This is a genomic window from Sphingomonas fuzhouensis (genome assembly GCF_034659795.1).
Lineage (GTDB): Bacteria > Pseudomonadota > Alphaproteobacteria > Sphingomonadales > Sphingomonadaceae > Sphingomonas > Sphingomonas fuzhouensis.
The window spans coordinates 54,062-77,925 of record NZ_JAXSQY010000005.1 but is presented as its reverse complement, the minus strand read 5'-3'; the positions used below and the strand labels follow the sequence as shown (position 1 = coordinate 77,925).

Annotated in this window: 19 protein-coding genes; 15 read left to right on the top strand and 4 right to left on the bottom strand. The window is 68.4% G+C overall.

The window, feature by feature from the left end:
• The first annotated feature begins 2 nt into the window (after positions 1 to 2).
• On the top strand, positions 3 to 698 hold the full coding sequence (locus U1H82_RS11925) for a small ribosomal subunit Rsm22 family protein (RefSeq protein WP_322965163.1): 696 nt from the start codon (positions 3 to 5) through the stop codon (positions 696 to 698).
• Here the strand turns inward: U1H82_RS11925 and U1H82_RS11920 are convergent.
• Positions 685 to 2,127, bottom strand: coding sequence for an oligosaccharide flippase family protein (locus U1H82_RS11920; protein WP_322965162.1), 1,443 nt, complete (start codon positions 2,125 to 2,127; stop codon positions 685 to 687). The genes U1H82_RS11925 and U1H82_RS11920 overlap by 14 nt on opposite strands.
• 99 nt (positions 2,128 to 2,226) lie before the next feature.
• On the opposite strand from U1H82_RS11920, the gene U1H82_RS11915 reads away from it, so the two are divergent.
• Genes U1H82_RS11915 through U1H82_RS11900 form a run of 4 tightly spaced genes read left to right on the top strand, consistent with a single transcriptional unit; the run spans position 2,227 to position 7,088 of the window.
• Positions 2,227 to 3,729 carry a DUF6418 domain-containing protein gene (locus U1H82_RS11915; protein ID WP_322965161.1) on the top strand — a complete coding sequence of 501 codons (1,503 nt, stop codon included), beginning with the start codon at positions 2,227 to 2,229 and terminating at the stop codon, positions 3,727 to 3,729.
• Positions 3,726 to 4,724, top strand: a complete 999-nt coding sequence (locus U1H82_RS11910) for a glycoside hydrolase family 71/99 protein (RefSeq protein ID WP_322965160.1) — start codon at positions 3,726 to 3,728, stop codon at positions 4,722 to 4,724. The genes U1H82_RS11915 and U1H82_RS11910 overlap by 4 nt, the downstream gene beginning before the upstream one ends.
• A gap of 4 nt (positions 4,725 to 4,728) precedes the next feature.
• On the top strand, positions 4,729 to 5,904 hold the full coding sequence (locus tag U1H82_RS11905) for a glycosyltransferase family 4 protein (protein WP_322965158.1): 1,176 nt from the start codon (positions 4,729 to 4,731) through the stop codon (positions 5,902 to 5,904).
• Positions 5,901 to 7,088 (top strand): glycosyltransferase family 4 protein, encoded by a 1,188-nt coding sequence (locus U1H82_RS11900; protein ID WP_322965157.1) that lies wholly within the window; start codon positions 5,901 to 5,903, stop codon positions 7,086 to 7,088. The genes U1H82_RS11905 and U1H82_RS11900 overlap by 4 nt, the downstream gene beginning before the upstream one ends.
• Here U1H82_RS11900 and U1H82_RS11895 read toward each other — a convergent pair.
• Positions 7,082 to 7,666, bottom strand: a complete 585-nt coding sequence (locus U1H82_RS11895; protein WP_322965156.1) for a sugar transferase — start codon at positions 7,664 to 7,666, stop codon at positions 7,082 to 7,084. The two genes, U1H82_RS11900 and U1H82_RS11895, sit on opposite strands and share 7 nt — an antisense overlap.
• A 400-nt stretch (positions 7,667 to 8,066) precedes the next feature.
• Between U1H82_RS11895 and U1H82_RS11890 the strand changes: the two genes are divergently transcribed.
• Genes U1H82_RS11890 through U1H82_RS11870 form a run of 5 tightly spaced genes read left to right on the top strand, consistent with a single transcriptional unit; the run spans position 8,067 to position 13,578 of the window.
• Positions 8,067 to 8,660: a polysaccharide biosynthesis/export family protein gene (locus tag U1H82_RS11890; RefSeq protein ID WP_322965155.1), complete on the top strand. Its 594-nt coding sequence runs from the start codon at positions 8,067 to 8,069 to the stop codon at positions 8,658 to 8,660.
• On the top strand, positions 8,657 to 9,985 hold the full coding sequence (locus U1H82_RS11885) for an outer membrane beta-barrel protein (protein ID WP_322965154.1): 1,329 nt from the start codon (positions 8,657 to 8,659) through the stop codon (positions 9,983 to 9,985). The genes U1H82_RS11890 and U1H82_RS11885 overlap by 4 nt, the downstream gene beginning before the upstream one ends.
• Before the next feature lie 14 nt (positions 9,986 to 9,999).
• Complete coding sequence (locus U1H82_RS11880) at positions 10,000 to 12,222, top strand: GumC family protein (protein ID WP_322965153.1); 2,223 nt, start codon at positions 10,000 to 10,002, stop codon at positions 12,220 to 12,222.
• A 17-nt stretch (positions 12,223 to 12,239) separates the two neighbouring features.
• Positions 12,240 to 12,998 (top strand): Crp/Fnr family transcriptional regulator, encoded by a 759-nt coding sequence (locus U1H82_RS11875; RefSeq protein WP_322965152.1) that lies wholly within the window; start codon positions 12,240 to 12,242, stop codon positions 12,996 to 12,998.
• Positions 12,982 to 13,578, top strand: coding sequence for a 4'-phosphopantetheinyl transferase superfamily protein (locus U1H82_RS11870; RefSeq protein ID WP_322965150.1), 597 nt, complete (start codon positions 12,982 to 12,984; stop codon positions 13,576 to 13,578). The genes U1H82_RS11875 and U1H82_RS11870 overlap by 17 nt, the downstream gene beginning before the upstream one ends.
• Here the strand turns inward: U1H82_RS11870 and U1H82_RS11865 are convergent.
• The gene (locus tag U1H82_RS11865) at positions 13,518 to 14,450 is read right to left on the bottom strand and encodes a ferritin-like domain-containing protein (RefSeq protein WP_322965149.1); all 933 of its coding nucleotides are present in this window, start codon (positions 14,448 to 14,450) and stop codon (positions 13,518 to 13,520) included. The genes U1H82_RS11870 and U1H82_RS11865 overlap by 61 nt on opposite strands.
• Positions 14,451 to 14,593: 143 nt before the next feature.
• Here U1H82_RS11865 and U1H82_RS11860 point away from each other — a divergent pair, with 143 nt between their 5' ends.
• Together U1H82_RS11860 and U1H82_RS11855 are read left to right on the top strand one after the other, a co-directional pair.
• A complete protein-coding gene (locus U1H82_RS11860) occupies positions 14,594 to 15,721 on the top strand; it encodes a hypothetical protein (protein ID WP_322965148.1) in 1,128 nt (375 codons plus the stop codon).
• A 105-nt stretch (positions 15,722 to 15,826) separates the two neighbouring features.
• Positions 15,827 to 17,089 (top strand): MFS transporter, encoded by a 1,263-nt coding sequence (locus U1H82_RS11855; RefSeq protein ID WP_322965147.1) that lies wholly within the window; start codon positions 15,827 to 15,829, stop codon positions 17,087 to 17,089.
• Positions 17,090 to 17,158: 69 nt separating this feature from the next.
• On the opposite strand, the gene U1H82_RS11850 is transcribed toward U1H82_RS11855, so the two are convergent.
• Positions 17,159 to 19,990: a TonB-dependent receptor gene (locus U1H82_RS11850; protein WP_322965146.1), complete on the bottom strand. Its 2,832-nt coding sequence runs from the start codon at positions 19,988 to 19,990 to the stop codon at positions 17,159 to 17,161.
• A 134-nt stretch (positions 19,991 to 20,124) separates the two neighbouring features.
• Here U1H82_RS11850 and U1H82_RS11845 point away from each other — a divergent pair, with 134 nt between their 5' ends.
• From U1H82_RS11845 to U1H82_RS11835, 3 genes are all read left to right on the top strand, one after another.
• Positions 20,125 to 21,693, top strand: a complete 1,569-nt coding sequence (locus tag U1H82_RS11845; protein ID WP_322965145.1) for a tryptophan halogenase family protein — start codon at positions 20,125 to 20,127, stop codon at positions 21,691 to 21,693.
• Positions 21,690 to 22,400: a SapC family protein gene (locus tag U1H82_RS11840; RefSeq protein ID WP_322965144.1), complete on the top strand. Its 711-nt coding sequence runs from the start codon at positions 21,690 to 21,692 to the stop codon at positions 22,398 to 22,400. Before U1H82_RS11845 ends, U1H82_RS11840 begins: the two co-directional genes overlap by 4 nt.
• A gap of 64 nt (positions 22,401 to 22,464) precedes the next feature.
• Positions 22,465 to 23,850 (top strand): chloride channel protein, encoded by a 1,386-nt coding sequence (locus tag U1H82_RS11835; RefSeq protein WP_322965143.1) that lies wholly within the window; start codon positions 22,465 to 22,467, stop codon positions 23,848 to 23,850.
• Positions 23,851 to 23,864 lie beyond the last annotated feature (14 nt).

Sequence of the window (23,864 nt, the reverse complement as noted above, 5' to 3'; positions counted from 1 at the left end):
CGATGCAAAGCCTGCGCCACCGATTGCGCCATTGGACGGGACGGGCCGATGCCTTCGCCCCCGAACCGGGGCTGGAGGCGATCTATCGCGACCTGTTCCTGCGCGAGCTGAAGCTGTTGGGCGAGGAGGATCGTTTCTTCCCGACCGGCGGTGCGGCCAATTACAGCCTGCTCTATCTGATCCTGCGCATCGGGGTGGAGTTCCGGCCCGTCTCCGTCCTGGATGTCGGGGCGGGGCAGAGCAGTCTTCTTTGGGCGATGCTGCAACGGCGCGGTCTGGTCGGCGAGGTGCTGACGCTGGAGAACGACCCCGAATGGGGCGAGCGGATCGCGGCGCAGGTGACGCATGAGGTGCTGGTCACCCCGCTTACGACCCGGACGGTCGGCAGGCGCGCGGTAGCGACCTATGACTGGTCGGCGGCGCGGGCCGGGCGGCGCTTCGATGTCGTGCTGTGCGACGGTCCGCGCGGCACGCCGCGCCATTCGCGCGGCGGCGTGCTGGCGATGCTGGACGATCTGCCGCCCGACTTCGCGCTGATCCTCGACGATGCCGAGCGGAACGGCGAGCAGGATACGGTCGGGGCGATCCATGCCCGGTTGCAGGCCGACAAGGTCGATTACGGCGTCGGCGTGGTGCGCGCGGCCAAGACGCAGGTCCTGTTCGCGGGCGGTCGCTTCCTGCCCGCTACCTTCCTGTAACCGCCGCATCCGGCGCCGCCCCGCGCGCGAGCAGCGCGGCCAGCGTGCGCCGGACATGCAGGTGCAGCGCGGCGTAGCAGGCCAGCACGGCCGCGCCGTAAATCCCCGTCGCCGCGATCCACGCCGTCCAGCTCGCCGGATGCAGGCCCGTGGTGATGGCCACCCCCGCAATACCCGCCCCCGTCGCGAGCAGCGCGGGGGCCAGCGCGCGGGCCAACCGTTCGACACTCAGGCCGGTCAGCAGGACGGTCATCGCCAGAAAGGCCAGGCTCATCACCGTGATCGCCGCCGTATAGGCCTGGACCAGCGCCATCAGCCCATGCGGCAGCGCCAGCACGAAGGTCGCTACCAGCAAGGCCGTATTGACCACGCTCAGCAGGAACTGCGCCCGCACGCGCCCCGCGACCATCAGCAGCGCGCCGTTATAGGAAGCGATCGCCTGAAGCGCTCCCGCCGGTGCCAGCCAGGCGACGATTCCGGGCACCGCGGCCCAATGGCCCGAGAGCAGGCGGTCGACCGGAAAGGCAAGCCCGAAGGTCAGATAGAGCATGGCGGGCGTGACGATCAGCGCGGTGGCGGACAACACGCCCTCCACCGTCGCCTGTGCGCGGGCGCCGTGCGGGTCCTCGCCCCGCAATGTCGACAGCAGGATACCGCTGGTCGGCCAGGTGATCGCCATCAGCGGCGCGAGCATGAACTGATAGGCCAGGCCGTACACCCCCACCGCCGCTGAGCCCAGCCACGCGCCGATCAACAGATTGTCGCTGTTGCGCGCCAGGAAGTTGAGGATGTTGTTGGCCAGCACCCAGCCGCCGAACGACAGCAACCCCGCCAGCCGGTTAAACCGGGCATTGGGCCGCAGGACACCGCGCATCGTCCATCCGAACGCGCCCAGCCGCATCGCCTGCACCAGCAGATTGTACAGGACCAGCGCCCAGACCCCGGCACCGCTCCAGGCGGCGGTGAGCCCCGCGATGGCGGCGAGCGCGATGGCGATGGCCTCGATCCGTGCGATCCCGGCATAGCGCAATTCGCGCTCCATCAGCGCGCGCGGCGTGGCGGCGGAAATCGACAGCAGCACGACCCCCGCCATCGCCGCCATCACGGGCGCGAGCCCCGCCATGCCGATCGCCCGCTCCAGCGGCCAGGCACCCGCGACCAGCAGCGCCGCGCATACCGCGCCGCCGGTCATCATCGCCCCCATCGCCGCCCCCGCCTCGTCGCGCGACAGGGTCGGCGCGCGGGTGATCGCGCTGGTCATGCCCAGGTCGGTCAGCATCGCGATCAGCACCAGGAACGGCGTGGTGAAGACGATCAGCCCGTAATCGCCGGGCAGCACGAAGGCGGCGATGGCGATGTTCATCCCGAACTGGACGGCGTTGCGATAGAGGCTGAGCCCCGACATCGAGAGCATGTTCTTGGCAAGCATGGCGGTCTCCTGGTGTCGCGCCTGCCTGACCATGGCGGGGCTCCATGCCATGCCTCATTTGAGGCATCCGGGGTTGGGCGGCGGGGTTAGGCCAAGGGCATGGGCATCTCGGTACAGGGTGGCGCGCGGGCGCCGATCGATCGCGATGAACCGGTGCCGCGCCGGTTGCCGTTCGGGGCGATCGTCGCACTGACCGCCGCGCTGGCGCTCAACTGGGCCTTGGCGGCGGCCTTTCCGGGCACGCTGTTCTCGCTCCTGTCGTTGATCCTGTTCGGTGGCCTGTTGGTGCTGGTCGGGCGGATCAGCGAGGCGGGGCTGATCCTCTTGCTGCCGCTGGTCATCACCCGCGGCGCGACGCTCGTCTCGCTGCTGGTGATCGAGGCGGGGGCCTATATGCCCGAGGTCAACCAGCTCGGCGCGCCGGGCGATGCCAGCGCGTCGTTCGTCGCCTTCACCGCCTTGTTCTTCCTCGTCTTCGCGCTGGTCTTTCGCCGGTTCGAGCGGCTGTTCCTGGCCTATGCGCGCTCGCCTTTGCTCGATCGGCTGGTGGCGTGGCTCGGCTGGCCGGTGGTGGGGCTGTGCATGGCGCTGGGCGGGTTGGCGCTGCTCCACGGGATGCAGAGCGGGTTTCCGCTGCTCGCGGGCGTCGACCGGTTCCTGTACCGGCGCGAATATAGCAGCGGGCTGGTCCTGATCCTGCTCGACAACAAGTTCCTGTTCGCCGCGATGCTGGGCGCGGTCGCCTTCGCGCCGCGATACCAGCCGCTTTTGAAGACCGCCGCGATCCTGACCTTCCTCGCGCTGACGGCGCTCTATTTCCTGTTCGGCGACAAGTTCTTCACCATCCTGGCCGAGGTCGCCTTCTTCGCCATGCCGCTGCTCCTTGCGCGGCAGGGGCGGTTGGCGGGGACGATGCTGCGGCTGGCGGTGCCGGTCGCGGCGTTGCTATGCGCGGCGCTGGGGGCGACGCTGTACATCTATTCGGGCTATGGCCGCCTGCCGCTCGACCGCACCGTGACCTTGGTCGGCGAGCGGATCGCGGGGCAGGGCGAGTTGTGGTTCGTCGCCAACCGCGACGCGCGCCGGGTCGCCCATTGGGACGCGCATCTGGTCCAGCGGAATCTCGACACGCTGGGCGACAAGTCGCCGCCCGCCTCCGCCTTCGCCAACGGCGTCGAGACCTATTATTTCATCCAGCATTACGCCCCCGCCGCGCTGGCGCGCAGTTTCCGCAAGAATGGCGGCTGGGTCCAGCTGACCATGGGGACCGAGGCGATGGCGCTGGTCATGTTCGGCTATCTCGGCGTCGCGGCGATCATGACCTTTCTGGGTGTGCTCGTTGCCTTCGCCACCCTCTATCTGCGGCGCGCCTTTGCCTCGGCCTTTCCCTTGAGCCTGTTCTTTGCGGTGTGGACCTTCCTTCAGGTCTATTTCTCGGCGCAACAGGCCTCGCTCTGGAGCATCGCCGCGCCGGGGCAGATCAACCGGCTGCTGCTGTTCGTCACGATCGAGATCATCCTGCTGGCGGTCAATCGCGCGCAGATCCTGGTCGGCTGGGACCGGGCGCGGGCGGCGCTGTTCGCCGCGAGACGCACGGCGTGATCTGGACGCGGCGCGGCATCGTCGGCACCGGGCTGGCGCTGGCGGCCGCGCCGGGATGGGGCGGGCCCAGGCGCTATCCGCGTCAGGTGCTGGCCTTTTATTATCCCTGGTACGGCAATCCCACGACCAGCGGGCGCTGGCTCCACTGGCAGGGTCCGCGCGGCGAAGCGCCCCGGCAAAGCCCGACCCTCAACCATCCCCTGCTCGGCCTGTATGACAGCCATGATGCGGGCGTGATCCGCACCCATGTCGCCCAGGCCAGGGCGGCGGGGATCACCGCGCTGATCGTCAGCTGGTGGGGGCCGGACTCGTTCGAGGACAAGGCGTTGCCGATGATCCTCGATGCCGCGCGCGGGGCGGGGTTGCACGTCACCGTCTATCTCGAACAGCAGAAGGACGGGGCGGGCGGGGCGGCGCGTGACATCGCCTATCTGACCCGGACTTACGGCGCGCATCCCGCCTGGCTGCGGGTGAAGGATCGGCCCGTCCTGTTCCTCTACCTCCAGGCGCTGCGCGACCTGCCTGCGCGCGACTGGCGGAAAGCGGCCGAGGGGCTGTTCCTGGTCGGCGACGTATCCCCGCGCGAGACGCGGGACTTCGCCGCCTGGGCGCCGTTCATGGACGGCATCCATGTCTATGTCCTCGCCCCCTATCTGAAGGGGATGACGCCGCCCCAGATGAAGGCCTGGGCCGACCGGACCTATCCGCTGTGGCGGCGGATGAGCGGCGACAGGCTGTTCTGCGCCACCGTCATTCCCGGCTTCGACGACACCCGCGTTCCCGGCCGTCCGGCCCCGCGCCCCACGGTCGCGCGGCATGACGGTGCGACCTATCGCACGCTGTGGGACGCCGCGATCCGCCACGATGCCGACTGGGTGCTCGTGACCAGTTTCAACGAATGGCATGAGGGCTCCGAGATCGAACCGTCCACCGAATATGGCGACCGCTATCTGACGCTGACCGCGCGCGCCGCGCGCCGCTTTCTGGGAGCCTGATCCGATGCGCGTGCTTCATGTCAGTTCGGTCTATCCGCCGCATGTCGTCGGCGGCGCGGAAAAGGTCGTCGCCATGCTCGCCGAGGCGCAGGTGCGGCACGGGCATCAGGTGGGCGCGGCCTATCTGTCGCGTGAAGCGCAGGCCCCCGGCGAACGGCACGGCGTCACCGTCCTGCCGCAGCGCAGCCGCAACCTCGTCTGGATGGAGGAGGTGTTCGCCGCGCCGCGCGCGATGCGTACCGCCAACAAGCTGGGGCAGATGGTCAATTATCGCGGGGCGGCCGATGTCGCGCGCGCGGTCGCACAGTTCCGCCCCGACATCGTCCACACCCATTCGATGGTCGAGCTGCCGCCGATGATCTGGGGCGCGATTGCGGACAGCGGCGCGCGCAGTGTCCATACGCTGCATGATTACGACCTGATTTGCTCGCGCGCGTCGATGTTCCGGGGTGGCCGCTCCTGCGAGGAACGTCATGCTTCGTGCCGGATCACCGGCGCGTGGAAGGCGCGCTTCGCCAGGCGGATCGATGCGGTCGCGGCGGTGTCGCAACCGGTGCTCGACGAACATCGCCGCTTCGGCCTGTTCCAGGAAACGCGCGCGACGGTGATCTGGAACGGGGTCGATGTGCCGCCGGCTCGGCAGCGCTCCGACCGGACGGGCGACGTCATCTTCGGCTTTCTCGGGCGGCTGGTCCCTGAAAAGGGAATCGAGACGCTGCTCGCCGCGTGCCGCTTGCTGCCGGAGACCGGCTGGCGGTTGCAGGTCGCGGGCCGCGCCCAGGAAGGCGATGCCGGCTATCGCGCGCTGGCGGAGGGGATGCCGGTCGAATTTCTGGGCTTCACCGATCCGCAGGCGTTTCTGCGCAGCATCGACCTGCTCGTCGTACCGTCGATCTGGCGCGAGCCGTTCGGGCTGACCGTCGTCGAGGCGTTCGCGCAAGGCGTGCCCGTCATCGGGTCGCGGCTGGGCGCGATCGGCGATCTGGTCGGCGCGGTGGGCGAGGAATGGCTGGTGCCGCCCGGCGATCCGGCGGCGCTGGCCGCGCGGATGTTGGCGGTGATGCAGGCCGGGCGATCGGCGCTGCCCGCACCGCCCGCCTTTGACGGCGTGCTGTCGGTGGTGACGCCGCAGCGGATGCTCGACGCCTATGATGCGCTCTATGCCGAGGTGCTGGCATGAGCCCGCGCGTCCTGCATCTCTCCAGCCTCTATCCACCGCATATCGTCGGCGGCGCGGAGCGATCGGTGTCGATGCTGGCCGAGGCGCAGGCGGCCGAGGGTTGGGATGTCGCCGCCGCCTGCCTGACCCCCGGCGACGCGGTGGAAGAGGCGCGGCACGGCGTCACTGTCTTTCGCATGCCGCACGGCAACGACTTCTGGCTGGAGGACTGGGCGGCGCATAGCCAGCGCCAGCGCGAATGGGCCAAGTTCAAGCAACAGGCCAATTTCGCGATCGAACGCCGCTTCGGCGCGGTGCTCGACCAGTTCCGGCCCGACATCGTCCACACCCATTCGATGGTCGATATCTCGACCCGCGTCTGGCACGCGGCGCGCGCGCGGGGGATTCCGATCGTCCACACGCTGCGCGACTTCGACCTGCTCTGCGCCGCCAGTTCGATGTACCGGGAGAGCGGACCCTGCGCCGGGCGGCATCTGAAATGCCGGGTGCTGACCTTTACCAAACGGTTCGACCAGCGGCTGGTGACGGCGGTGACGGCGGTCGGGGCGGACGTGCTGGCGCGCCATCTGCACCATGGCTTTTTCGGCCATGTCGCCGCCGACCGGCGCCGCGTCATCTGGAACACCGCCGCGGTCGAGGGGGTGGCGGCGGACTATGCCAAGCCCGCGCTCGATGGCCCCATCACCTTCGGCTATCTGGGGCGGATCAGCCCGGAAAAGGGCGTCGATACGCTGTTGAAGGCCGTCAGGCGCCTGCCGCCGACCGGCTGGCGTCTGCTGATCGCGGGCGCGGCGCTGGGCGATCTTGCCCCCTATGAAGCCTTGGCCGAAGGGCTGCCGGTCGAGTTTATCGGCTTTCAGAAACCCAGGGCGCTGTTCGACCGGATCGACTGCCTCGTCGCGCCGTCGCTCTGGGCCGAGCCGCTCGGGCGGACGGTGCTGGAGGCCTATCAGGCGCATGTCCCCGTCATCGGTGCGCGCAGCGGCGGCATTGCGGAGATCATCGCCGACGATGCCTGGCTGGTGCCGCCGGGCGATGTCGCGGCGCTGGCGCAGCGGATGCAGGCGCTGCTGGTCGCCGGGCGACCCGGCCCGCCCCAGGGCCGCGCACGGGTGGTGGCCCGCACCACGCCCGAGGCGGTGGCGCGGGCTTTTGCCGAGGTTTACGCCGACATTCTTCAATAGGCACCCTGCCGCGTCACCACGCAGCGTGCGGTGCCGATCAGCACCTCGGCATAGAGACGCGGCGACATGCGGCGCGCCATCAGGCAATCCATCGCGACGCGGCGGCGATAGCCGATGTCGTTGCGCCCGCTGATCTGCCAGATGCCGGTCATGCCCGGCCGTACCGAGCAATAATCGACGAAGCGGCGGCCATAGCGCCGCACCTCGGCCGCGACGATCGGACGCGGGCCGACCAGGCTCATCTCGCCGCGCAGGATGTTGAAGAGCTGGGGCAGCTCGTCCAGGCTGGTCCGGCGGATGAAGCGGCCGATCCGGGTGACGCGCGGGTCATGGCGCAGCTTGTGGTCGCGCGCCCATTCGGCCCGCGCGGCAGGATCGCTGGAAAGCAGCCGCGCCAGCCGGGCATCGGCATCCCGCGCCATCGAACGGAATTTGTAGCACAGGAAGGTCCGGCCATCCTTGCCATAGCGGCGATGGCCATAGATCGGCGAGCCGCCACCGCTTTCCAGCACGATCAGCGTCGCCACCACCACCATCAGCGGCGACAGCAGGATCAGCAGCAGAAACGCCAGGATCATGTCCGCCGTCTGCAACAGTCGGGGACGCGAAAGGGGTGGGGATTGGGAGACGTTCATCGTTGCACCTCGCTCTGGGAATGAGCGAGGCAACGATCTTGGTGCCATTTTCCGCCGATCATTTGATGGGTTCTTGTGGCCCGTATCGCGTCCGTCGATCGAAACACATCAAAAGACAAGTTCGCACCTAGTCTTTTGGTAAGAATGTATATCAGGTTAGTGCGCTGCACCATTTTCTAGATCATCATGGTTAACGAATCATAAAGATGATGACGATTGCAGCCGGATCACCGGCTGTAACTGCAGGATTACGGAAGTCCGCCGGATAAGGGGGCGGGGCTATCCAGTCGAACGGCCGATTATCGCGAATGGAAACAGGCAGGGAACTGCCAAGGGAGGATCTATGCGCAGTGGCGTATCGCGTAATTTTGCGACCCGTCTGATGACCCTGTTCCTGGCCACCGCCCTGCCGGCGGCGGCACCGGGGCAGCAACAGGCGGTTTCGGCGGCGACCGACGCATCGGCGCAGCTTCCCATCTATAATTACGTCCTATCGGGCGGCGACCGGGTGCGGGTCGTGGTGTTCGGCGACCCGGCATTGGGCGGTGAGTTCACCATCGCCGGATCGGGGCTGATCGCGATGCCGCTGATCGGCGAGGTCGATGTGCGCGGCCTGACCTCCACCCAGTTGCAGGACCGTATCGTCGCCAGGCTGGCCGACGGCTATATCAAGGACCCGCGTGTCGCGGTCGAGGTGCTGTCGACCCGGCCCTTCTATATCCTGGGCGAGGTCAACAAGCCCGGCCAATATCCCTTCGCCAACGGGCTGACCGTGCTGGGCGCGGTGGCGCAGGCGGGGGGCTATACCTACCGCGCCAAGACCAAGCAGGTCTTCATCAAACATGCGGGCCAGGATGTGGAGGTCGCGGAGCCCGTGACCGCCACGACGCTGGTGGCGCCCGGCGACACCATCCGTATCAAGGAACGCTGGTTTTGATCCTGCACGGCGCGTCCTGGCGGCTGTCGCGCCTGGCGTTGCTCATGATCGCCGGGGCAGGCGCCGCGCCGCTGGGCGCGCAGCTTTTGCAGGACGCACCGACGGTGCAGGTGCCGCCCGAACCGCCGCTGACCCAGGCGCGGTCGGCCTTCGCCCGCGACCGCGACACCGGCGTCGCCGACCGGACTTTGCCCGCCTTCACCGCACAAGGCATCACCATGGGCGCGTTCGACGTGTTTCCGGCGGTGTCGGTCGGCGGGCTGTTCACCTCCAACCTGTTCGCCAACAATGACGACCGGCGCAGCGATGTCGCCCTGGTCGTCCGGCCAGAGGTGACGGTGCGCACCAGCGGCGGCCCCTATCGCCTGACCGCCTATGGCCGCGCCGACCTGCGCCGCTTCGCCACCTATACGAGTGAGAACACAGAAGAGGGCCTTGCCGGGCTGGAGGGCAGCGTCGCGGTCGGTGCGCTCAGCAGCCTGACGGCGGGTGCCAGCTATGGCAGCTTCATCAATCCGCGTTTCGCGCCCGACTCCCCGATCGAGGCGGCCAAGCCGCTCGAATACAACGCGCTGAACGGCTATGCGGGCGCGACGATCGAGCAGGCGAATAGCCGCGTCATCTTTCGCGCCGATGTCGTCGACCTGCGCTTTCGCGACACGCCCGCGCGGGGCGGCGGCACGCTGTTCACCCGTGACCGCGACCGGACCCGCTATCAGGCGCTGGTCCGGGTCGAGCGCGCGCTGAGCCCCGCCGTCTCGATCTATGGCGCGGCGACCCTCAACAAGGTGGATTTCCGGCTGGCGCCCGGCGGCACGCGCGATTCCAAGGGATATGGCGTCTATATCGGGTCGAGCTTCGAGGTGACCGACCTGATCCGCGGCGATGTGCGCGTCGGCTATATCCGCCAGGATTTCGACCGGGCCGATATCCGCGCGCTGTCCGGCGTCGGCGTGCTGGGCAAGCTGGTCTATTTCCCGACCCGGCTCTGGACCCTGACCGCCGCCGCCGAGAGCAGCATCCAGGACAGCGGCGTGCCCGGCACCGGGGGCTTTCTGCATCGCGGCGGATACGTACACTCGGATCACGAACTGCGCCGCTATCTGATCGCGTCGGTCGAGGGGGGCTATTTCCGCGACACCTATCGCGGCATCCCCCGGCGCGACTCGCTGCCCTATGCCGATGCCGGGCTGACCTATCTGTCGCGCAACCATTGGAATGTGCGGCTCGGCTATCGCTACCTCGCGCGCGACTGCACCTGCGCCACGGGCGTCACCGATTTCGACGATCATCGCGTCTCGCTGACGCTGACCTTTCAACAATAGCAACGGGAGTATCGATGATGGCCAGCCTGCCGATCCGCTACGATAGCGCGACCCTCGAAACCCGTCCGATACCGGCCTATGTCGATCGGCCACCATCGCCGCAGAACGGGGTGATGGACCTTATCAAGGCCTATCGCCGCCACCTGACCTTGTTCCTGGCGGTTGCGGGCGGCATCATGGTCCTGGTCGCGGCCTATACCTGGTTGCAGACCCCCCGCTACACCGCGACCGCGACGCTGGTCATCGCGCCCCAGCCTGCCCAGATCGGGTCCGAGCGGACCAGCGCGCTCAGCGATCCCGCCGCCGATTCCAGCGTCGACACCCAGGTCGAACTGCTCAAGAGCCGGACGCTGGCCGGGCTGGTCGTCGATCGGCTGGGTCTGGCCGAGGAGGGGCGCTTCCAGGCGCTGGTCCATAACCCGTCGCCGGTCGAGCGGATTCCGGGGATGGCGCGCAGGTCCGCACCCTTGCCCGCATCGGCCCGGCGCGACGCTGCGATCGACCGGCTGGCCAGCGGGATCGAGGTGCATCGCAACGCCCAGACCTTCATGCTCAGCCTGTCCTTCGAACATCCCGACCGCCAGCTCGCCACCGCGATCGTCAACACCTATGCGCAGGAATTCGTCACCCAGTCGGGGGCGGTGAAGCGCGAAGGCGCGGACGCCGCCGCCGCATTGCTGCGCGGGCAGCTCGACGAAGCGCGCCGCGAGGTCGAGGAAGCGGACGGCGAACTCGGCCGCTACAAGGTCGCACATAATCTGATGAGCGTGCAGGGCGGCACCATCGCCGAACAGCAGCTCTCCTCGCTCGACGGGCAGGTCGCGCTCGCCCGCGCCGGAGAGGCGGAAGCAACCGCCCGGCTCCAGACCGCACGCCAGCAGCTCGCGCGCGGGTCCAAGGGTGACGATCTGGGCGAAGCGCTCGGCTCGCCGGTGATCCAGCAACTGCGCAGCCAGCGCGCGGTGGTCAGCGCGCAGGTCGCCGATCTGGGCGGCAAATACGGCCCCAAATACCCCCCGCTCGCCGCCGCCCAGCGCCAGGTCGCGGATATCGACAGCCAGATCGAGGGGGAGATCAAGCGCACCATCTCCAATCTGGAGGCGCAGCGCGATGTCGCCGCGCGGCGGACCGCCTCGCTGGCAGGCAGCGCGTCGGGTGCGCGGTCGCAGGTGGTCGGCAACAATGTCGCCTCGATCGCGCTGGGCGGGCTTCAGCTTCGGTCGGACACCGCGCATCAAAGCTATGCGCTGCTGCTGACCCGGCTGAACGAGATCGGTGCGCAGGCCGCCTCGACCCGGTCGGACGCGCGCATCGCCAGCCTGGCGGCGCTGCCCATGCGTCCCAGCTCGCCCAACCGGCCGATCAACATGCTGGTCGGTGCGCTGCTGGCGGTCGCGACGGGGCTGGGCGTCGTGTTCATGCGGCAGGGCACCGATCGCGGTATCCGGACGCTGGAGGATGTCGAGGGGCGGTTGCAGCTTCCCTATCTGGCGGGGCTGCCGACGCTGAACTCGGCGGTGCGCCATATCGGCGGCAGCGATCCGATCAGCGCGCTGGTCGACCATAGCGGCTCGGCCTATGCCGAGGGCTATCGCAACCTTGCCGCCTCGGTCCTGCAATCGGCGGCGGCGGGGACGGTGCGCACCGTGGCGCTGACCTCGGCGCTGCCCAATGAAGGCAAGACCACCGCCGCGATCGGACTGGCGCGGATCGTCGCGATGAGCGGGGTGAGCGTGGTGCTGGTCGACGCCGATATGCGCCGCCCCAGCATCGCCAGCGCGCTCGGCCTGCGCCCGGCGGTCGGGCTGCAACAGGTGCTGGAGGGCGAGGCGCGGCTCGACGAGGCGCTGATCCGCGATTCGGACTCGCCGCTGACCATTTTGCCGATGGTCCGTGCCGGGCTGGGCGGCGCGGCGGCGCTGGGCGGCGGTGGCTTCGATGCGCTGATCGAGGATCTGAAGGCGATGTTCGACGTCGTTATCTTCGACGCCTCGCCGGTATTGCCGGTGGTCGACGGGCGGCTGGTCGCCAAGAAGGCGGATTCGACCGTGCTCCTGGTCCGCTGGCGCAAGACGCCTGACGCGGCGGTCGAGATGGCGATCCATCTGCTCCAGACGCTGGGCGTGAAGATGACGGGCGTGGCGCTCAGCCGGGTCGATCTTCATGCGCTGTCGCGGTCGGGCTATGGCGATCCGGCGCAGTTCATGGGGTCTTACAACACCTATTATGCGAATTGACCATGGGCAGCCTTGCTTTGAGCAGCCATCGGCCCGCCCCCGCCCCGCGTGCGATCACCAGCGAATTGCTGCTGCATCGCCTCCGCAACTTCGCCACGCTTGCGCCCCATGAGGTCGAACTCGTCCTGTCGCTGGCCGAACCGCCCAAAGCCCATGCGGCGGGGACCAGCATCTGTCCGCGCGACGACGGCAGCCCGCATCCCCGGCTGATCGTCGGCGGCTGGGCCTGTCGCCCGCGCATCCTGCCCGATGGCCGCCGCCAGATGCTGGGGGTATTGCTGCCCGGCGACATGATGGGCGACCGGGGGGACCGGCGGCCGCTCGCGCTGAACCCCGTCGTCGCGCTGACCCCGGTGCGGACCATCGGCATCGCCCGGCTGATCCAGGCGGTGCGCACCGAGCCGCAGGCCTATCCCGGCATCGTCCGCGCCATGGCGGCGATCGACCGGTGCGAGGAGACGGCGCTGCTGGACCATGTCGTGCGGCTGGGGTGCCAGAGCGCGCTCCAGCGGACCGCGCACCTGCTGCTCGAATTCCATCACCGGCTCTCGGTGATCGGCTTCGTGCACAGCGGCACCTTCCCGATGCCGCTGACCCAGGACACGCTGGGCGAGCTGCTGGGGTTGAGCCTGGTCCATATCAACCGGATCGTGTCGCAGATGCGGCGCGAGGAACTGGCGCTGATCCGGGGCGGGGTGGTGACGATCCAGGACTTTGCTCGGCTGGCGCTGCTCGCCGACCGGATCGATCCGACGAGCCATGTCGGCTCGGCCTGATCGGGCGGGCGCGCTGGCGGCCTGTCTGCGCGATCTGGCGACGGTCCCGGTCGGCGCGGCGATGGCGGCCGATCTGGGCAAGGGGCGGATGCTGCTGCTCGCGCCCTCCGCCGCCGACCGGGATGCGGCGGCGGCCCGGATGACGGGGCGCGTGACCGTCGTCAGCCGCAGCAGCGCCTCGGGATGCCATGCCGCCGCCTGGGCCCGGTGCGGGCGCATCGGGCTGGACGTGGAGACGGTGTCGCGCGTTGCCCTGAACGCCGATGTCGGCGATTCCTGGCTGGCGGACAGCGAGCGTCCCCTGGTCATCGCCGCGGCGGACCCGGTGATCGAGCTGGCCTGTCGCTGGGTCTTGCGCGAGGCCTATGGCAAGGCGCTGGGCGTCGGTCTCGCCCTGCCGCTCGACCGACTCGCCTTTCATGCGCGGGCGGGGCGGATCGTGCTGGAGACGCCCTGGCCCAGTGCCGGATGGGAGTTCGCGCTCTACCGCCGGGGCGAGACGCTGTGCGCGGTGGCGCATCATGCCATGCCGGGCACCCCCTGGGGCAGGAATCCGCCGGGCCCGGTGCTGGAGAGGTAGAGCGCGCTCAGCACCTGGCGGTCGGTGCGGGTGAAGGGGATGGGCCGCCCCTCCGCGTCCAGCAGGTTGGAGCTGTTCGCGTCGCCGCCGGGCAGGATCTGGTCGCTGCCCTGCGTTCCGTCGAGCGCGGCCAGCATCGTGCCGATCCGCGCCAGCATGGCATCGACCTGGGGCGTGGTAGCGGCGCGATCGTCGAGCAACGCGCGGATCATGCCGCCATGATAGATGGAATCGGCCAGTTGCGCGGCGACCATCGTGCCGCTCGCCGCATCCTGTTCGACCATCAGCAACCGGCGATAGGTCGCCGCCACCGCATTTTCGAGCAGCAGCGCGCCGATCAGGAAATGGGTGTCGTCGGCATAAGGATCGAAGGACTGGCCCGATGCGACGATCCCGGCACGCTGGGCGGCCTGTGAAAAGGCGCCGCCGGCGGATGCCGACAGATCGATGGCGGGCTGGGTCGGGGCCGAAGCGCCGATCTGTCCGCGCAGTGCGGTGATATGCGCGGCCTTGTCGTCGGCCAGATCGGCGGCGAGCCGGGCGATGGCCGGGTCGGTGAAGGCCAGTTGCCGCGCCCCGGTCGCGCTAGCCGCACCGGTCCCGGTCAGCACGCTGGGCAAGGGCGCGCCCCGCGCGGCGTAGGAGAAATATTGCCCGCCCAGATAGGCGAGCGTCAGCGCCAGGGTCAGCGGATGCGCCGATGATGCGGCGGGGGGCGGGGCGGTCGCGGTTGGCGGCGTGACGATCGAATCGTCCCCGCCACCGCCGCCGCACCCGGCCAGCAATGCGCCGGTCGAGAGCGTGGCGATCAGGCGAAGGACGCTGCGCCGATCATGTGGGCGGCGGTCATGGAGAGGGGGCGGGTTGTGCATGAACCGCCCCTTTTCGCCCCATTGCTTGACGCTGTGTTAACGGCGGCGGCATTTGGCGAAAGGTACATCAAATGATGTAAAAATAGCTGTTTTTCAAAAGCTTGTGGTGGAACTTTTTACTGATCCGCGACTAAGCGCGCCGCATGACCGCACCCATGGCCCCGACCGACATGACCACCACCCTGCAAACCGCGCTCGACGCGGCGGCACGGACTCGCAGCGCCTATACGATACCCGCGGGCGGCCACCGCCTGCTGGCGACCGGGCTGGGTTATGCCAGCAATGCGCGTATCCTGGTCGCAGGCGATGTCTATAACGATCATGGCCCGGCGGTCGGCACCCAATACTGCCTGACCAACCGTTCGGGCGAGCGGCTGTCGAACGTGACCATCATCGGGGCGGGCGGCGCCTTTGTCGGGGGCGATAGCGATCCGGCGGGGGCGACGCGCAAGGGGCTAGGCGTCGTCGCGACCGATGGCTTCACCGTCATCGGCGTGAAGACCGCCGGGCCGCTGACCGGCTTCGGGATGGAGGTGAAGAACGCCACCGGCGGCCACCTCAACGGCCTGCAACTCTTCTCCGGCGTCAATCGCCCCGGTGCCGACGGGCTTCACTTCTTCGGGGCCTGCGCGCGGGTCAGCGGATCGAACATCACGGTGCGCAGCGGCGACGATGCGCTGTCCTTCACCTCGGAAAATCATGAATCGATCGATGCGGTGATGGAGCGGATCACGCTGACCAGCCTGACGCTCGACAGTGCCGCCTTTTCCTGCATCAAATTCTTCACCAGCACCACGACCGGCAAGGCGGTGATCCGCAACATCCTGGTCAGCGGGGTGAAGGGACGGATCACGCAAGGGCCCACCGGTTGCCCGCTGATGATGCAGAATAACGGCGTCGCGCAAGGATGCGAGATTGCCGACATCACCATCGCCAATGCCGATCTGGATTTCGGCGCGGCGACGCAGGACGGGCCGACCGCCTATCTGACCGACTGCCGCAACGTGACCCTGCGCAACGTCACGCTTCGCGGGCGGCGCAACGGCCAGTTCCTGCGCGCGATCCGCTGCTCCGGGCTGCGCGTCACCGGTGAGGTGTGGGACACGATCCCCGGCAATTCGATGAACGACCTCGTCCAGCTCGAATATTGCTCCGATTACGACATCAACCTGATCGTGCGATCGGCCAGCGGTGAGCGGATCGGCTCGCTGCGCGTCCGCAACGGCGGCACCGATGGCGCGATCCGCTATATCGGGATGACGGGGGCCTGAACCATGCCCGCCCTGTGCTGGGGCGGACGGTACTGGACGCATCGACGCTTGGGAATGCCGTTCCCTCGGCCTAGGGGAGCGGGCGAAGCCACCTGGGAGTTGCCGATGAATCACGAACCGGGTCGGGAGGCCGCCCTTGCCGAGGCGCTGGCCGCCGGTACGCCCGCCTATCGTCGTCTGACCTGGGCGATGCTGTTCGCGGGCTTCTCGACCTTTTCGACGCTCTATGCGGTGCAGCCGCTGTTGCCGCTTTTGGCGGCGCATTACCGGATCAGTGCCGAGGCGTCGTCGCTGGCGGTGTCGCTAGCGACCGGGCCGCTGGCGCTGGGCATATTGGTGGCGGGCGCGGTGTCGGATCGGATGGGGCGGCGGTCGCTGATGGTCGCGGCGATGATGGTCGCCGCCGCGCTGACCCTGGCGGCGGCGCTGGTGCCCGGCTGGCACGCGCTGCTGGTCCTGCGCTTCCTGGCCGGGCTGGCGCTGGCGGGCGTTCCCGCCGTGGCGATGGCCTATGTCGCCGAAGAGGTGGATGCGGGGTCGATCGGGTCGGCGATGGGGCTTTACATCGCGGGCAGCGGACTGGGCGGCATGGGTGGACGACTGCTCGCCAGCATGGTGGCCGCGTTTGCCGACTGGCGCTGGGCGCTCGCCGCGGTCGGGGTGAGCGGCCTCGTCATGGCCGAGGCGTTCCGGCGGCTCGCGCCCCCGTCGCGCCGCTTCGTGGCGAGCGAGGCGGACTGGCTGGCCCTGCCGCGCGGGGCGGCGATACTGTTCCGCGACCCCGGCCTGCGGCTGCTCTACGCGGAGGGCTTTTTGCTGATGGGGATATTCGTCACCATCTTCAACTATGCCGGGTTCCATCTGCTCGGGCCCCCTTATGGGCTGAGCCAGGCGACGGTGGGCGCGATATTCCTGCTCTATATCCTGGGGTCGATCAGTTCGAGCCTGTTCGGCAAGCTGGCGGGCAAGGTGGGGCGTCGCCGAGTCTTCTGGATTCCCGCCGCCTTGTCGATCGTCGGGGTGTTGCTGACCGCCGCGGCACCGCTCGCGCTGGTGGTGGCGGGGATCGCGGTGGTCACGATCGGCTTTTTCGGCGCGCATTCGATCGCCAGCGCCTGGGTCGGCAGGCGCGGCGGCGCGGCGCGGGGGCAGGCGGCGGCCTGGTATCTGTTCTTCTATTATATGGGGTCGAGCGTGCTGGGCTCGGCGGGCGGCATCGCCTGGACGCGCCGGGGATGGCCCGGCGTGGTCGGGTTCTGCGTGATGCTGGGCGCGCTGGCGCTGGCGGGCGGCATCCTGCTGTTCCGCGTCCGCCCGCTCGCCGAGCCGGAGCAGGCGCGACCGGTGGGACCGGTCACGCCTGCCTGATGCGAACGTTGTTACGGCGCCAGCCCGCTACGCGCCTTCAGCGCGTTTCCAAACGGGTTCTGATGCGCGTCAGAACGAGAAACGGACGCCTGCATCATAGCGTGGCCCGAAATTCTGGTAGCGCAACAACTGGTTGTCGAAGCGGCCAGTCGCAAAATACTTCGCGTTGAACAGGTTCGTGCCCTCGACGAAGACCTGGGCGAAGGGGGTGACATTCACCGCCACGCTGCCGTCGAACTGACCGTAATCGCGCACGAACACCGGCTCGTTGCCGGGACCGCCCGCCAGCTGCTGAAGGAAGCGTTCGCGCCGGTTATAGGCGATACGCGCCGACACGCCGAACTTCTCGTAGAAGATCGTCGCATTCTGCGAATTGCCGATCCCTTCGGCGGCGAAGGACTGGCCGACCTGGCTCACGTCGAATTCGCGATTGGTGGTGACGAAGGTCGCATTCGCCTGCACGCCGAAGCCGCTGAGCGCGCCCGGCAGCCAGTCGAGGGTGTGGACGAGGTTCAGCTCCAGCCCCTTGATCGTCAGCGACTGGGCATTGCGCGGGCGCCGGACGCTGAACTTCGCCGTGTTGGGACCGACGATGAGCCCGCCGACGGGCAGGTTGCCCGCATTGGCGATGGTGAACAGCTCTTCGCCAAAGGTCTGGACGATGAAGTCGTCGACCGTCTTGTGGAAGACCGCCGCCGACAGCGTGGTGGTCGCGGTCGGATACCATTCCAGCGACAGGTCGAAATTGGTCGCGCGGTACGGCTTCAGATCGGGATTGCCGCCGCTGGCGGTCAGCGTTGCGGGGCGCAGCGTGCCGATGTCGAGGCTGGGTGCCAGATCGCTGATCGCGGGCCGCGTCAGCGTCTTGTACGCGGCGAAGCGCGCCTGGAGCTTGGGCGTCAGGTTCAGCTTGGCGTTCAGATTGGGCAGGAAATTGCTGTAGGACGAACGCCGGTTGACCGACACCGCCGCGCGGTTGTTGGCGAACACGCCGTTATAGGTCGTCGGATCGCCCGGCACGGGGAGCAGATCGGTCAGCTGCAATTGCTGCCCGGCCGACACCAGCTCGGTATATTCATAGCGCCCGCCGACATTGATGAACCAGGGAAGCCCGGCGACCGTACCCTCCAGGTCGACATCGGCATAGCTGGCGAACACCTTCTCACGCACCCGCGCCGAGGGCTGCTCGGTCACTGCATAGCCGTTGGTGCGCGCGAAGATCGCCGCCGTCGTGCCCACCGGCTGGCCGCGTGCGCGGTCGAGCGCGGTGGTCGCCGCGGTGCTGGTCAGGAAGTTGAAATAGGCCTGCGGGTCATAGGTCAGGAAGGTGGTCGGCACGCTGCCGCTGCGCTGTCCCAGCGACCCGAGGGTGAAGGGCGACAGCAGCGACGGATCGGCCAGCGTCGGATAACCGCAATAGAGGCAGCCGATATTGGGGTCCGAGGTGAAGGGCACGTTGCGCTTGTCACGCGACGTACCGGTCAGGCCGAAGCGCAGCGCCGAGACGATGTCCCAACCCGGCTTCCATTCGGTGTTCCAGCGATATTCCTGGACCTTCTCGGTCACGTCGTTGCCGCTGCGCCCGGCGATATGGGTGCGGCCCAGCGCCGGATTGGTCAGCACGCCGCCCGCATAGCCCGAGGTGGACGGGATGCCGTTCCCTTCGGCCGCGTTGAACGAATATTGCGTCGGTACGCCGATGACGGTGAAATAGGATTTGCCGCCGCCCGCATTCTTGGCCTGCGAATAGGTGGCGTCGAACACCATGCGGACATTGTCGGCAGGCCGCCATTCGGCGTTGAACCCGGCCTCATAGGTCGTCGTCTCGCGCACCCCGCCCGAGGCGATGAAGTCGGCATTGCCGTTGGTGGTCAGCGAGGTGACGGTACGGTTCGAATCGATCCCGGCGGCGGTGAAGCTGGTCGGTTCGAACCAGCTGCCCAGCCCGCGCGTCGTCGTGTCGCTCTTGAACCGGTTGTAGAGGCCGTCGACGGTGAAGGTCAGTTCGTCGGTCGGCGCATATTGCGCGACCAGCGTCGCGCCGAGGCGGGTGCGGTCGTCGCGCGTCTGGTTCACGTCCTGGTTCCGGGGCGAATAGACGTTGGTATAGAGCGGCGCGTTATTGGGGCCGACCGAGGTGCCCGGAATATAGCCGTCGGTGTTGATCGCGCGGATCGAGGCGATACGCTTCTGGTACGAGATCGACGCGAGCAGGCCCAGCTTGCCGTCGGCGAAGGTGTCGCTGAGCAGGCCGAAGAGCTGCGGCGTGACCTTCTTGCTGTTGCCCTCGTACAGCGCCTTGCCCGTGAAGACGCCCTTGAACTCCTTCAGCGCCAGGGGGCGCGGCGTCTGGACGTTGATCGTCGCCCCGATGCCGCCGCCCTGAAGCGAGGCCTGCGAGCTCTTATAGACCTGCGCGCCGCTGATGAGTTCGGCCGGGATCAGGTCGAACGAGAAGGCGCGGTTGTAATTGTCCGAGGCGAAGCTGCGACCGTTGAACAACACCGTGTTGAAGGCGGGCCCCAGGCCGCGCACGCTGACCGAGGCGCCTTCGCCGTTGCTGCGGTCGATCGCGACGCCGGGAATGCGCTGCAGCGACTCGGCGACATTGGCGTCGGGGAATTTGCCGAGGTCTTCGGATGAGATGGCGTCGAGGATACCGGCCGCGTCGCGCTTGATCGCGGCGGCCGATTCGATGCTGCGGCGGATGCCGGTGACGACGATGTCGCCCGACGTGCCGTCGGCTTCGCTCTGGCTGGGCAGCGTCGCGGTCTGGTCCGCCGGTGGCGACTGGGTCTGGGCGAGAGCGGGCGTTGCCGCGATAAGTGCGACAAGTGCGCTGGCCAGCCCCTGGGCGGCATAGCGGGCACTATTCTTCCGATTTCCAGCTATCTTCATCATCGCTCTCCCCTGACAATTATATATTCGGTGCTTCTTGGCGAGCACGCATGACGTCCTTGTTATATTCTATGTCAGACAAGTACAAGCAGCGATAAACCAACCCTTTTACCGGCTCGTCCGATATAGAAGGGGGCATGGAACAGGAGAGGTGGGTGGTGGCCGAGACGGGGGTGACGCGCGTGGTCGTGGTGGGCGGCGGATCGGCGGGCTGGATCGCGGCCTGTCGCCTGGCCGCGCAGGGGCGCCGGACGGGCAGTGATGTGCAGGTCACACTGGTCGAGTCGCGCAACGTGCCCACGGTCGGGGTGGGCGAGGGCACCTGGCCGACGATGCGCAACACGCTGGCCAGGATCGGCATTTCGGAAACCGACTTCATCCGCTCCTGCGATGCCGCGTTCAAACAGGGCGCACGGTTCGTCGGCTGGACCGACGGCACGCCGGGCGACGCCTATTACCATCCGCTCAATCCGCCCGCGGGGGCGACCGAGATCGACCTGGCGCCGCACTGGCTGCACCGGGGCGCGGGGGAGGCCGCCTTTGCCGACTGGGTCGATTATCAGGCGATGCTGTGCGACGCCGGGCTGGGGCCGAAGACGATCGTGATGCCCGAATATGCGGGTCACGCGAACTACGCCTATCATCTCGACGCGGGCAAGTTCGCGACGCTGCTGCGCGATCACGGCGTGGACAGGCTGGGGGTCGCGCATGTGCTGGGCGATGTGGTCCGCCCGCATATGGCGGACAATGGCGATATCGCTGCGCTGGAACTGGCCGATGGCCGCACGGTGCCTGGCGATCTGTTCGTCGACTGCACCGGCTTTGCCGCACTGCTGATCGGTGGTGTGTATCAGGTGCCGTTCCGCCGGTGCGACGACATATTGTTCGCCGACCGGGCGATCGCGCTTCAGGTGCCCTATGCGCAGGACGACGACCCGATCACCTGCCATACGGTGTCGACGGCGCAAGAGGCGGGTTGGATCTGGGACATCGGGCTATGGGCCCGGCGCGGCGTCGGCCATGTCTATAGCAGCGCGCATAGCAGCGACGACGCGGCCGAGGCGGCGCTGCGCCGCTATGTCGGCCCCGCCGCCGAGGGGCTGAATGCGCGCCGCATCACCATCGAGGCGGGGCATCGCACGCGCTTCTGGCAGAATAACTGCGTTGCGGTCGGCCTGTCCGCCGGCTTCCTCGAACCGCTGGAGGCCTCCGCCTTGATGCTGATCGAAACGTCGATGGACGCGATCGCCGACCGGTTGCCCCGCACCCGCGCGGCGATGGAGGTGATGGCACGCCAGTTCAACGCGACCTTCGCGCATCACTGGATGCGGATCATCGAGTTCCTGAAGCTCCATTATGTCCTGACCAGGCGGACCGACACGGATTTCTGGCGCGACAATGTCGCGGCGTCCTCGATCCCCGACGGCCTTGCCGAGCGGTTGGAGATGTGGCGGCATCATTCGCCCGGCCCGCAGGATTTTACCCATGCGCGCGAGGTCTTTTCCTGGCCCAGCTATCAATACATCCTGCACGGCATGGGGTTCGAGAGCCGCCAGCCGCGCATCGATCCGGCCGCGCCCGATACAGGCCTGGCGCAGCGTTTCGTCACGCGGACGCAGCGGGCCAGGGACGAACTGCGCGCCCGTGCCCCGCGCCACCGCGACCTGTTGCGCGCGATCCGCGAACATGGTCTGCAACGGGTATGACCGGCATCACCCCGCTCTCCCCGGCCGCGCATGGCGCGCTGCGTTTCGACCATCATGCCGCCGGGGCGTCGCGCCGCTTCGTGGCGCTCGGCCTGTCGGAGATCGCCTTCGCCGCCGCCGATATGCCGCTCTGCCTGGCCAAGGACGCGCAGACCGGGCGGTTCAACCTGATCGCGCTGATGAGCCTGGTCGAACCCGCCAATCTGTTCGTGTTCGGCGGCGGGTTCCAGGCGACCTATGTTCCGCGCGCGGCCTTGCTCGGCGGGTTCCGGCTCGCGCCGACCGGGGCGGGCGGCCTGGCGATCGATCCGGGCGACCCCAGCCTGGGCACGGCGGGGGAGGCGCTGTTCGACGGCGATCGTCCCGCCCCGCTGCTGACCGATATCGCGCGTGCGCTGGAGCAGGTGGTGGCCGATGTCGCGGCGGCGCAAGACCTGGTCGAGACCTGGGCCGCGCATCGCCTGATTCGCCCGCTATCCCTGTCGCTGACCAGGGCGGACGGGTCGGTGCATGACCTGGCCGGGCTCTACACGATCGACGCGGCAGCGGTGCAGGCGCTGCCCGATGCGGCGGTGCAGGCGCTCCACCGTGCCGACCGGCTTGCCCCCGCCGCCGTGCTGGCCGCCTCGCTGGCGCAGGTCGAGCGGTTGCGACAGCTTCACAACGCCCGTTTCACGCCCGCCATCACCGGTTTCTCGCTCGATTAGCCGTTGCTGGCGGCGGGGGCACTTCTGCTGGTTTTCTTCCGCCAACCCGGTGTAGAGGCGGGATATGGCCGAGCAGAGTCCGTCCCACCCATCTATCCGGAAATGGACACCCGCCCGCTACCGCGCCCTGTTGCGGGCGCAGGGGCCGGGGTCGGTGCGGTTCCGCACCCGGCTGGCGATCCTGATCGGCGCGGTCGCGATCGGTCTGGCGGCGACGGTCTTTGCCGAGGCGTCCGACATGGCGGGCGAGGTGTTCCACCGTTTCGAGTCGCGCCTGCCCTGGGCACCGTTGATCGTGACGCCGCTGCTCTTTGCCGTGCTGGTCTGGATCACCCGGCGGTTCGCGCCGCTGGCCCGCGGATCGGGCATCCCCCAGGTGATGGCTGCGCAGGCCGATCCCGAGCAGGCGACCAGCGGGCTGGTGTCGATCCGCACCGTGATCGCCAAGGCCGGGTTGACCCTGGCGGCGGTGCTGGGCGGCGCGTCGGTCGGGCGGGAGGGGCCGACGGTGCAGATCGCGGCGGCGGTCATGGGACTGACCCACCGTATCCTGGGCGTGCCGTTGCGCGGCGCCGTGTTGATCGCGGGCGGTGCGGCCGGGGTCGCGGCGGCGTTCAACACGCCGCTCGCCGGGCTGCTCTTTGCGATCGAGGAACTGGCCTCGGCCTATGAGCAGAAGGTCACGTTGCTGGTCGTCGCCGCGATCGCCATCGCGGGCATGGTCGCCCAGTCGGCCCAGGGCGACTATATCTATTTCGGGCTGATCGGCGCGCATATGCCGATCGTCACCGCGCTGGTGGTCGCGCCGATCGCCGGGGTCATCGGTGGGCTGGCGGGCGGCGGCTTTGCGCGGCTGACGCTGATGATGGCGGCCGGGACCAACCGCGTCACCCTGTGGAGTAAGCGGCAGCCGATCCTGTTCGCCGCGCTGTGCGGTGTCATCGTCGCCGCGCTGGGCGTCGGGACCGGGCTGACCTGGGGCACGGGATATGGCGCGGCGCGGGCGATGATCGTCGGCGTCGATGCGCCCTTGTGGTACGGCCCGGCCAAGTTCCTGGCGACGCTGGCCACCGCCGTCGCCGGGCTGCCGGGCGGCATCTTCGCGCCCTCGCTGTCGGTCGGTGCGGGGCTGGGCAACCTGCTGCGTTCGATCTTCCCGGACTCGCCCGCCTCGGCGATCGTGATCCTGGGCATGGTCGGCTATTTCGCGGGCGTGGTCCGCGCACCGCTGACCGCCGTCATCATCCTGTCGGAGACGACCGCCAGCCGCGAGCTGATGCTGCCGATGTTCGCCGCCGCCTTCATCGCCGACGGGGTCAGCCAGCTGGTCTGCCGCGACAAGCTGTACCATGGCCTGTCGCGCACCTTCATGACGGGCGGAGCGACCATTCCCGTCCCGGAAGAGGAGGCGGCAGAGCCGGACCCTGACGGAGCGGTGTCCTCCCGATAGCGGGACACCCCTGC

Bases quoted from the DNA above. Each gene is read 5' to 3' on its own strand.
- U1H82_RS11895 (WP_322965156.1), bottom strand. From the start codon at position 7,666: ATGATCCTGGCGTTTCTGCTGCTGATCCTGCTGTCGCCGCTGATGGTG.
- U1H82_RS11845 (WP_322965145.1), top strand. From the start codon at position 20,125: ATGGAACAGGAGAGGTGGGTGGTGGCCGAGACGGGGGTGACGCGCGTG.
- U1H82_RS11915 (WP_322965161.1), top strand. From the start codon at position 2,227: ATGGGCATCTCGGTACAGGGTGGCGCGCGGGCGCCGATCGATCGCGAT.
- U1H82_RS11880 (WP_322965153.1), top strand. From the start codon at position 10,000: ATGATGGCCAGCCTGCCGATCCGCTACGATAGCGCGACCCTCGAAACC.
- U1H82_RS11870 (WP_322965150.1), top strand. From the start codon at position 12,982: ATGTCGGCTCGGCCTGATCGGGCGGGCGCGCTGGCGGCCTGTCTGCGC.
- U1H82_RS11835 (WP_322965143.1), top strand. From the start codon at position 22,465: ATGGCCGAGCAGAGTCCGTCCCACCCATCTATCCGGAAATGGACACCC.
- U1H82_RS11905 (WP_322965158.1), top strand. From the start codon at position 4,729: ATGCGCGTGCTTCATGTCAGTTCGGTCTATCCGCCGCATGTCGTCGGC.
- U1H82_RS11900 (WP_322965157.1), top strand. From the start codon at position 5,901: ATGAGCCCGCGCGTCCTGCATCTCTCCAGCCTCTATCCACCGCATATC.
- U1H82_RS11890 (WP_322965155.1), top strand. From the start codon at position 8,067: ATGCGCAGTGGCGTATCGCGTAATTTTGCGACCCGTCTGATGACCCTG.
- U1H82_RS11855 (WP_322965147.1), top strand. From the start codon at position 15,827: ATGAATCACGAACCGGGTCGGGAGGCCGCCCTTGCCGAGGCGCTGGCC.
- U1H82_RS11860 (WP_322965148.1), top strand. From the start codon at position 14,594: ATGACCGCACCCATGGCCCCGACCGACATGACCACCACCCTGCAAACC.
- U1H82_RS11865 (WP_322965149.1), bottom strand. From the start codon at position 14,450: ATGCACAACCCGCCCCCTCTCCATGACCGCCGCCCACATGATCGGCGC.
- U1H82_RS11850 (WP_322965146.1), bottom strand. From the start codon at position 19,990: ATGATGAAGATAGCTGGAAATCGGAAGAATAGTGCCCGCTATGCCGCC.
- U1H82_RS11925 (WP_322965163.1), top strand. From the start codon at position 3: ATGCAAAGCCTGCGCCACCGATTGCGCCATTGGACGGGACGGGCCGAT.
- U1H82_RS11840 (WP_322965144.1), top strand. From the start codon at position 21,690: ATGACCGGCATCACCCCGCTCTCCCCGGCCGCGCATGGCGCGCTGCGT.
- U1H82_RS11920 (WP_322965162.1), bottom strand. From the start codon at position 2,127: ATGCTTGCCAAGAACATGCTCTCGATGTCGGGGCTCAGCCTCTATCGC.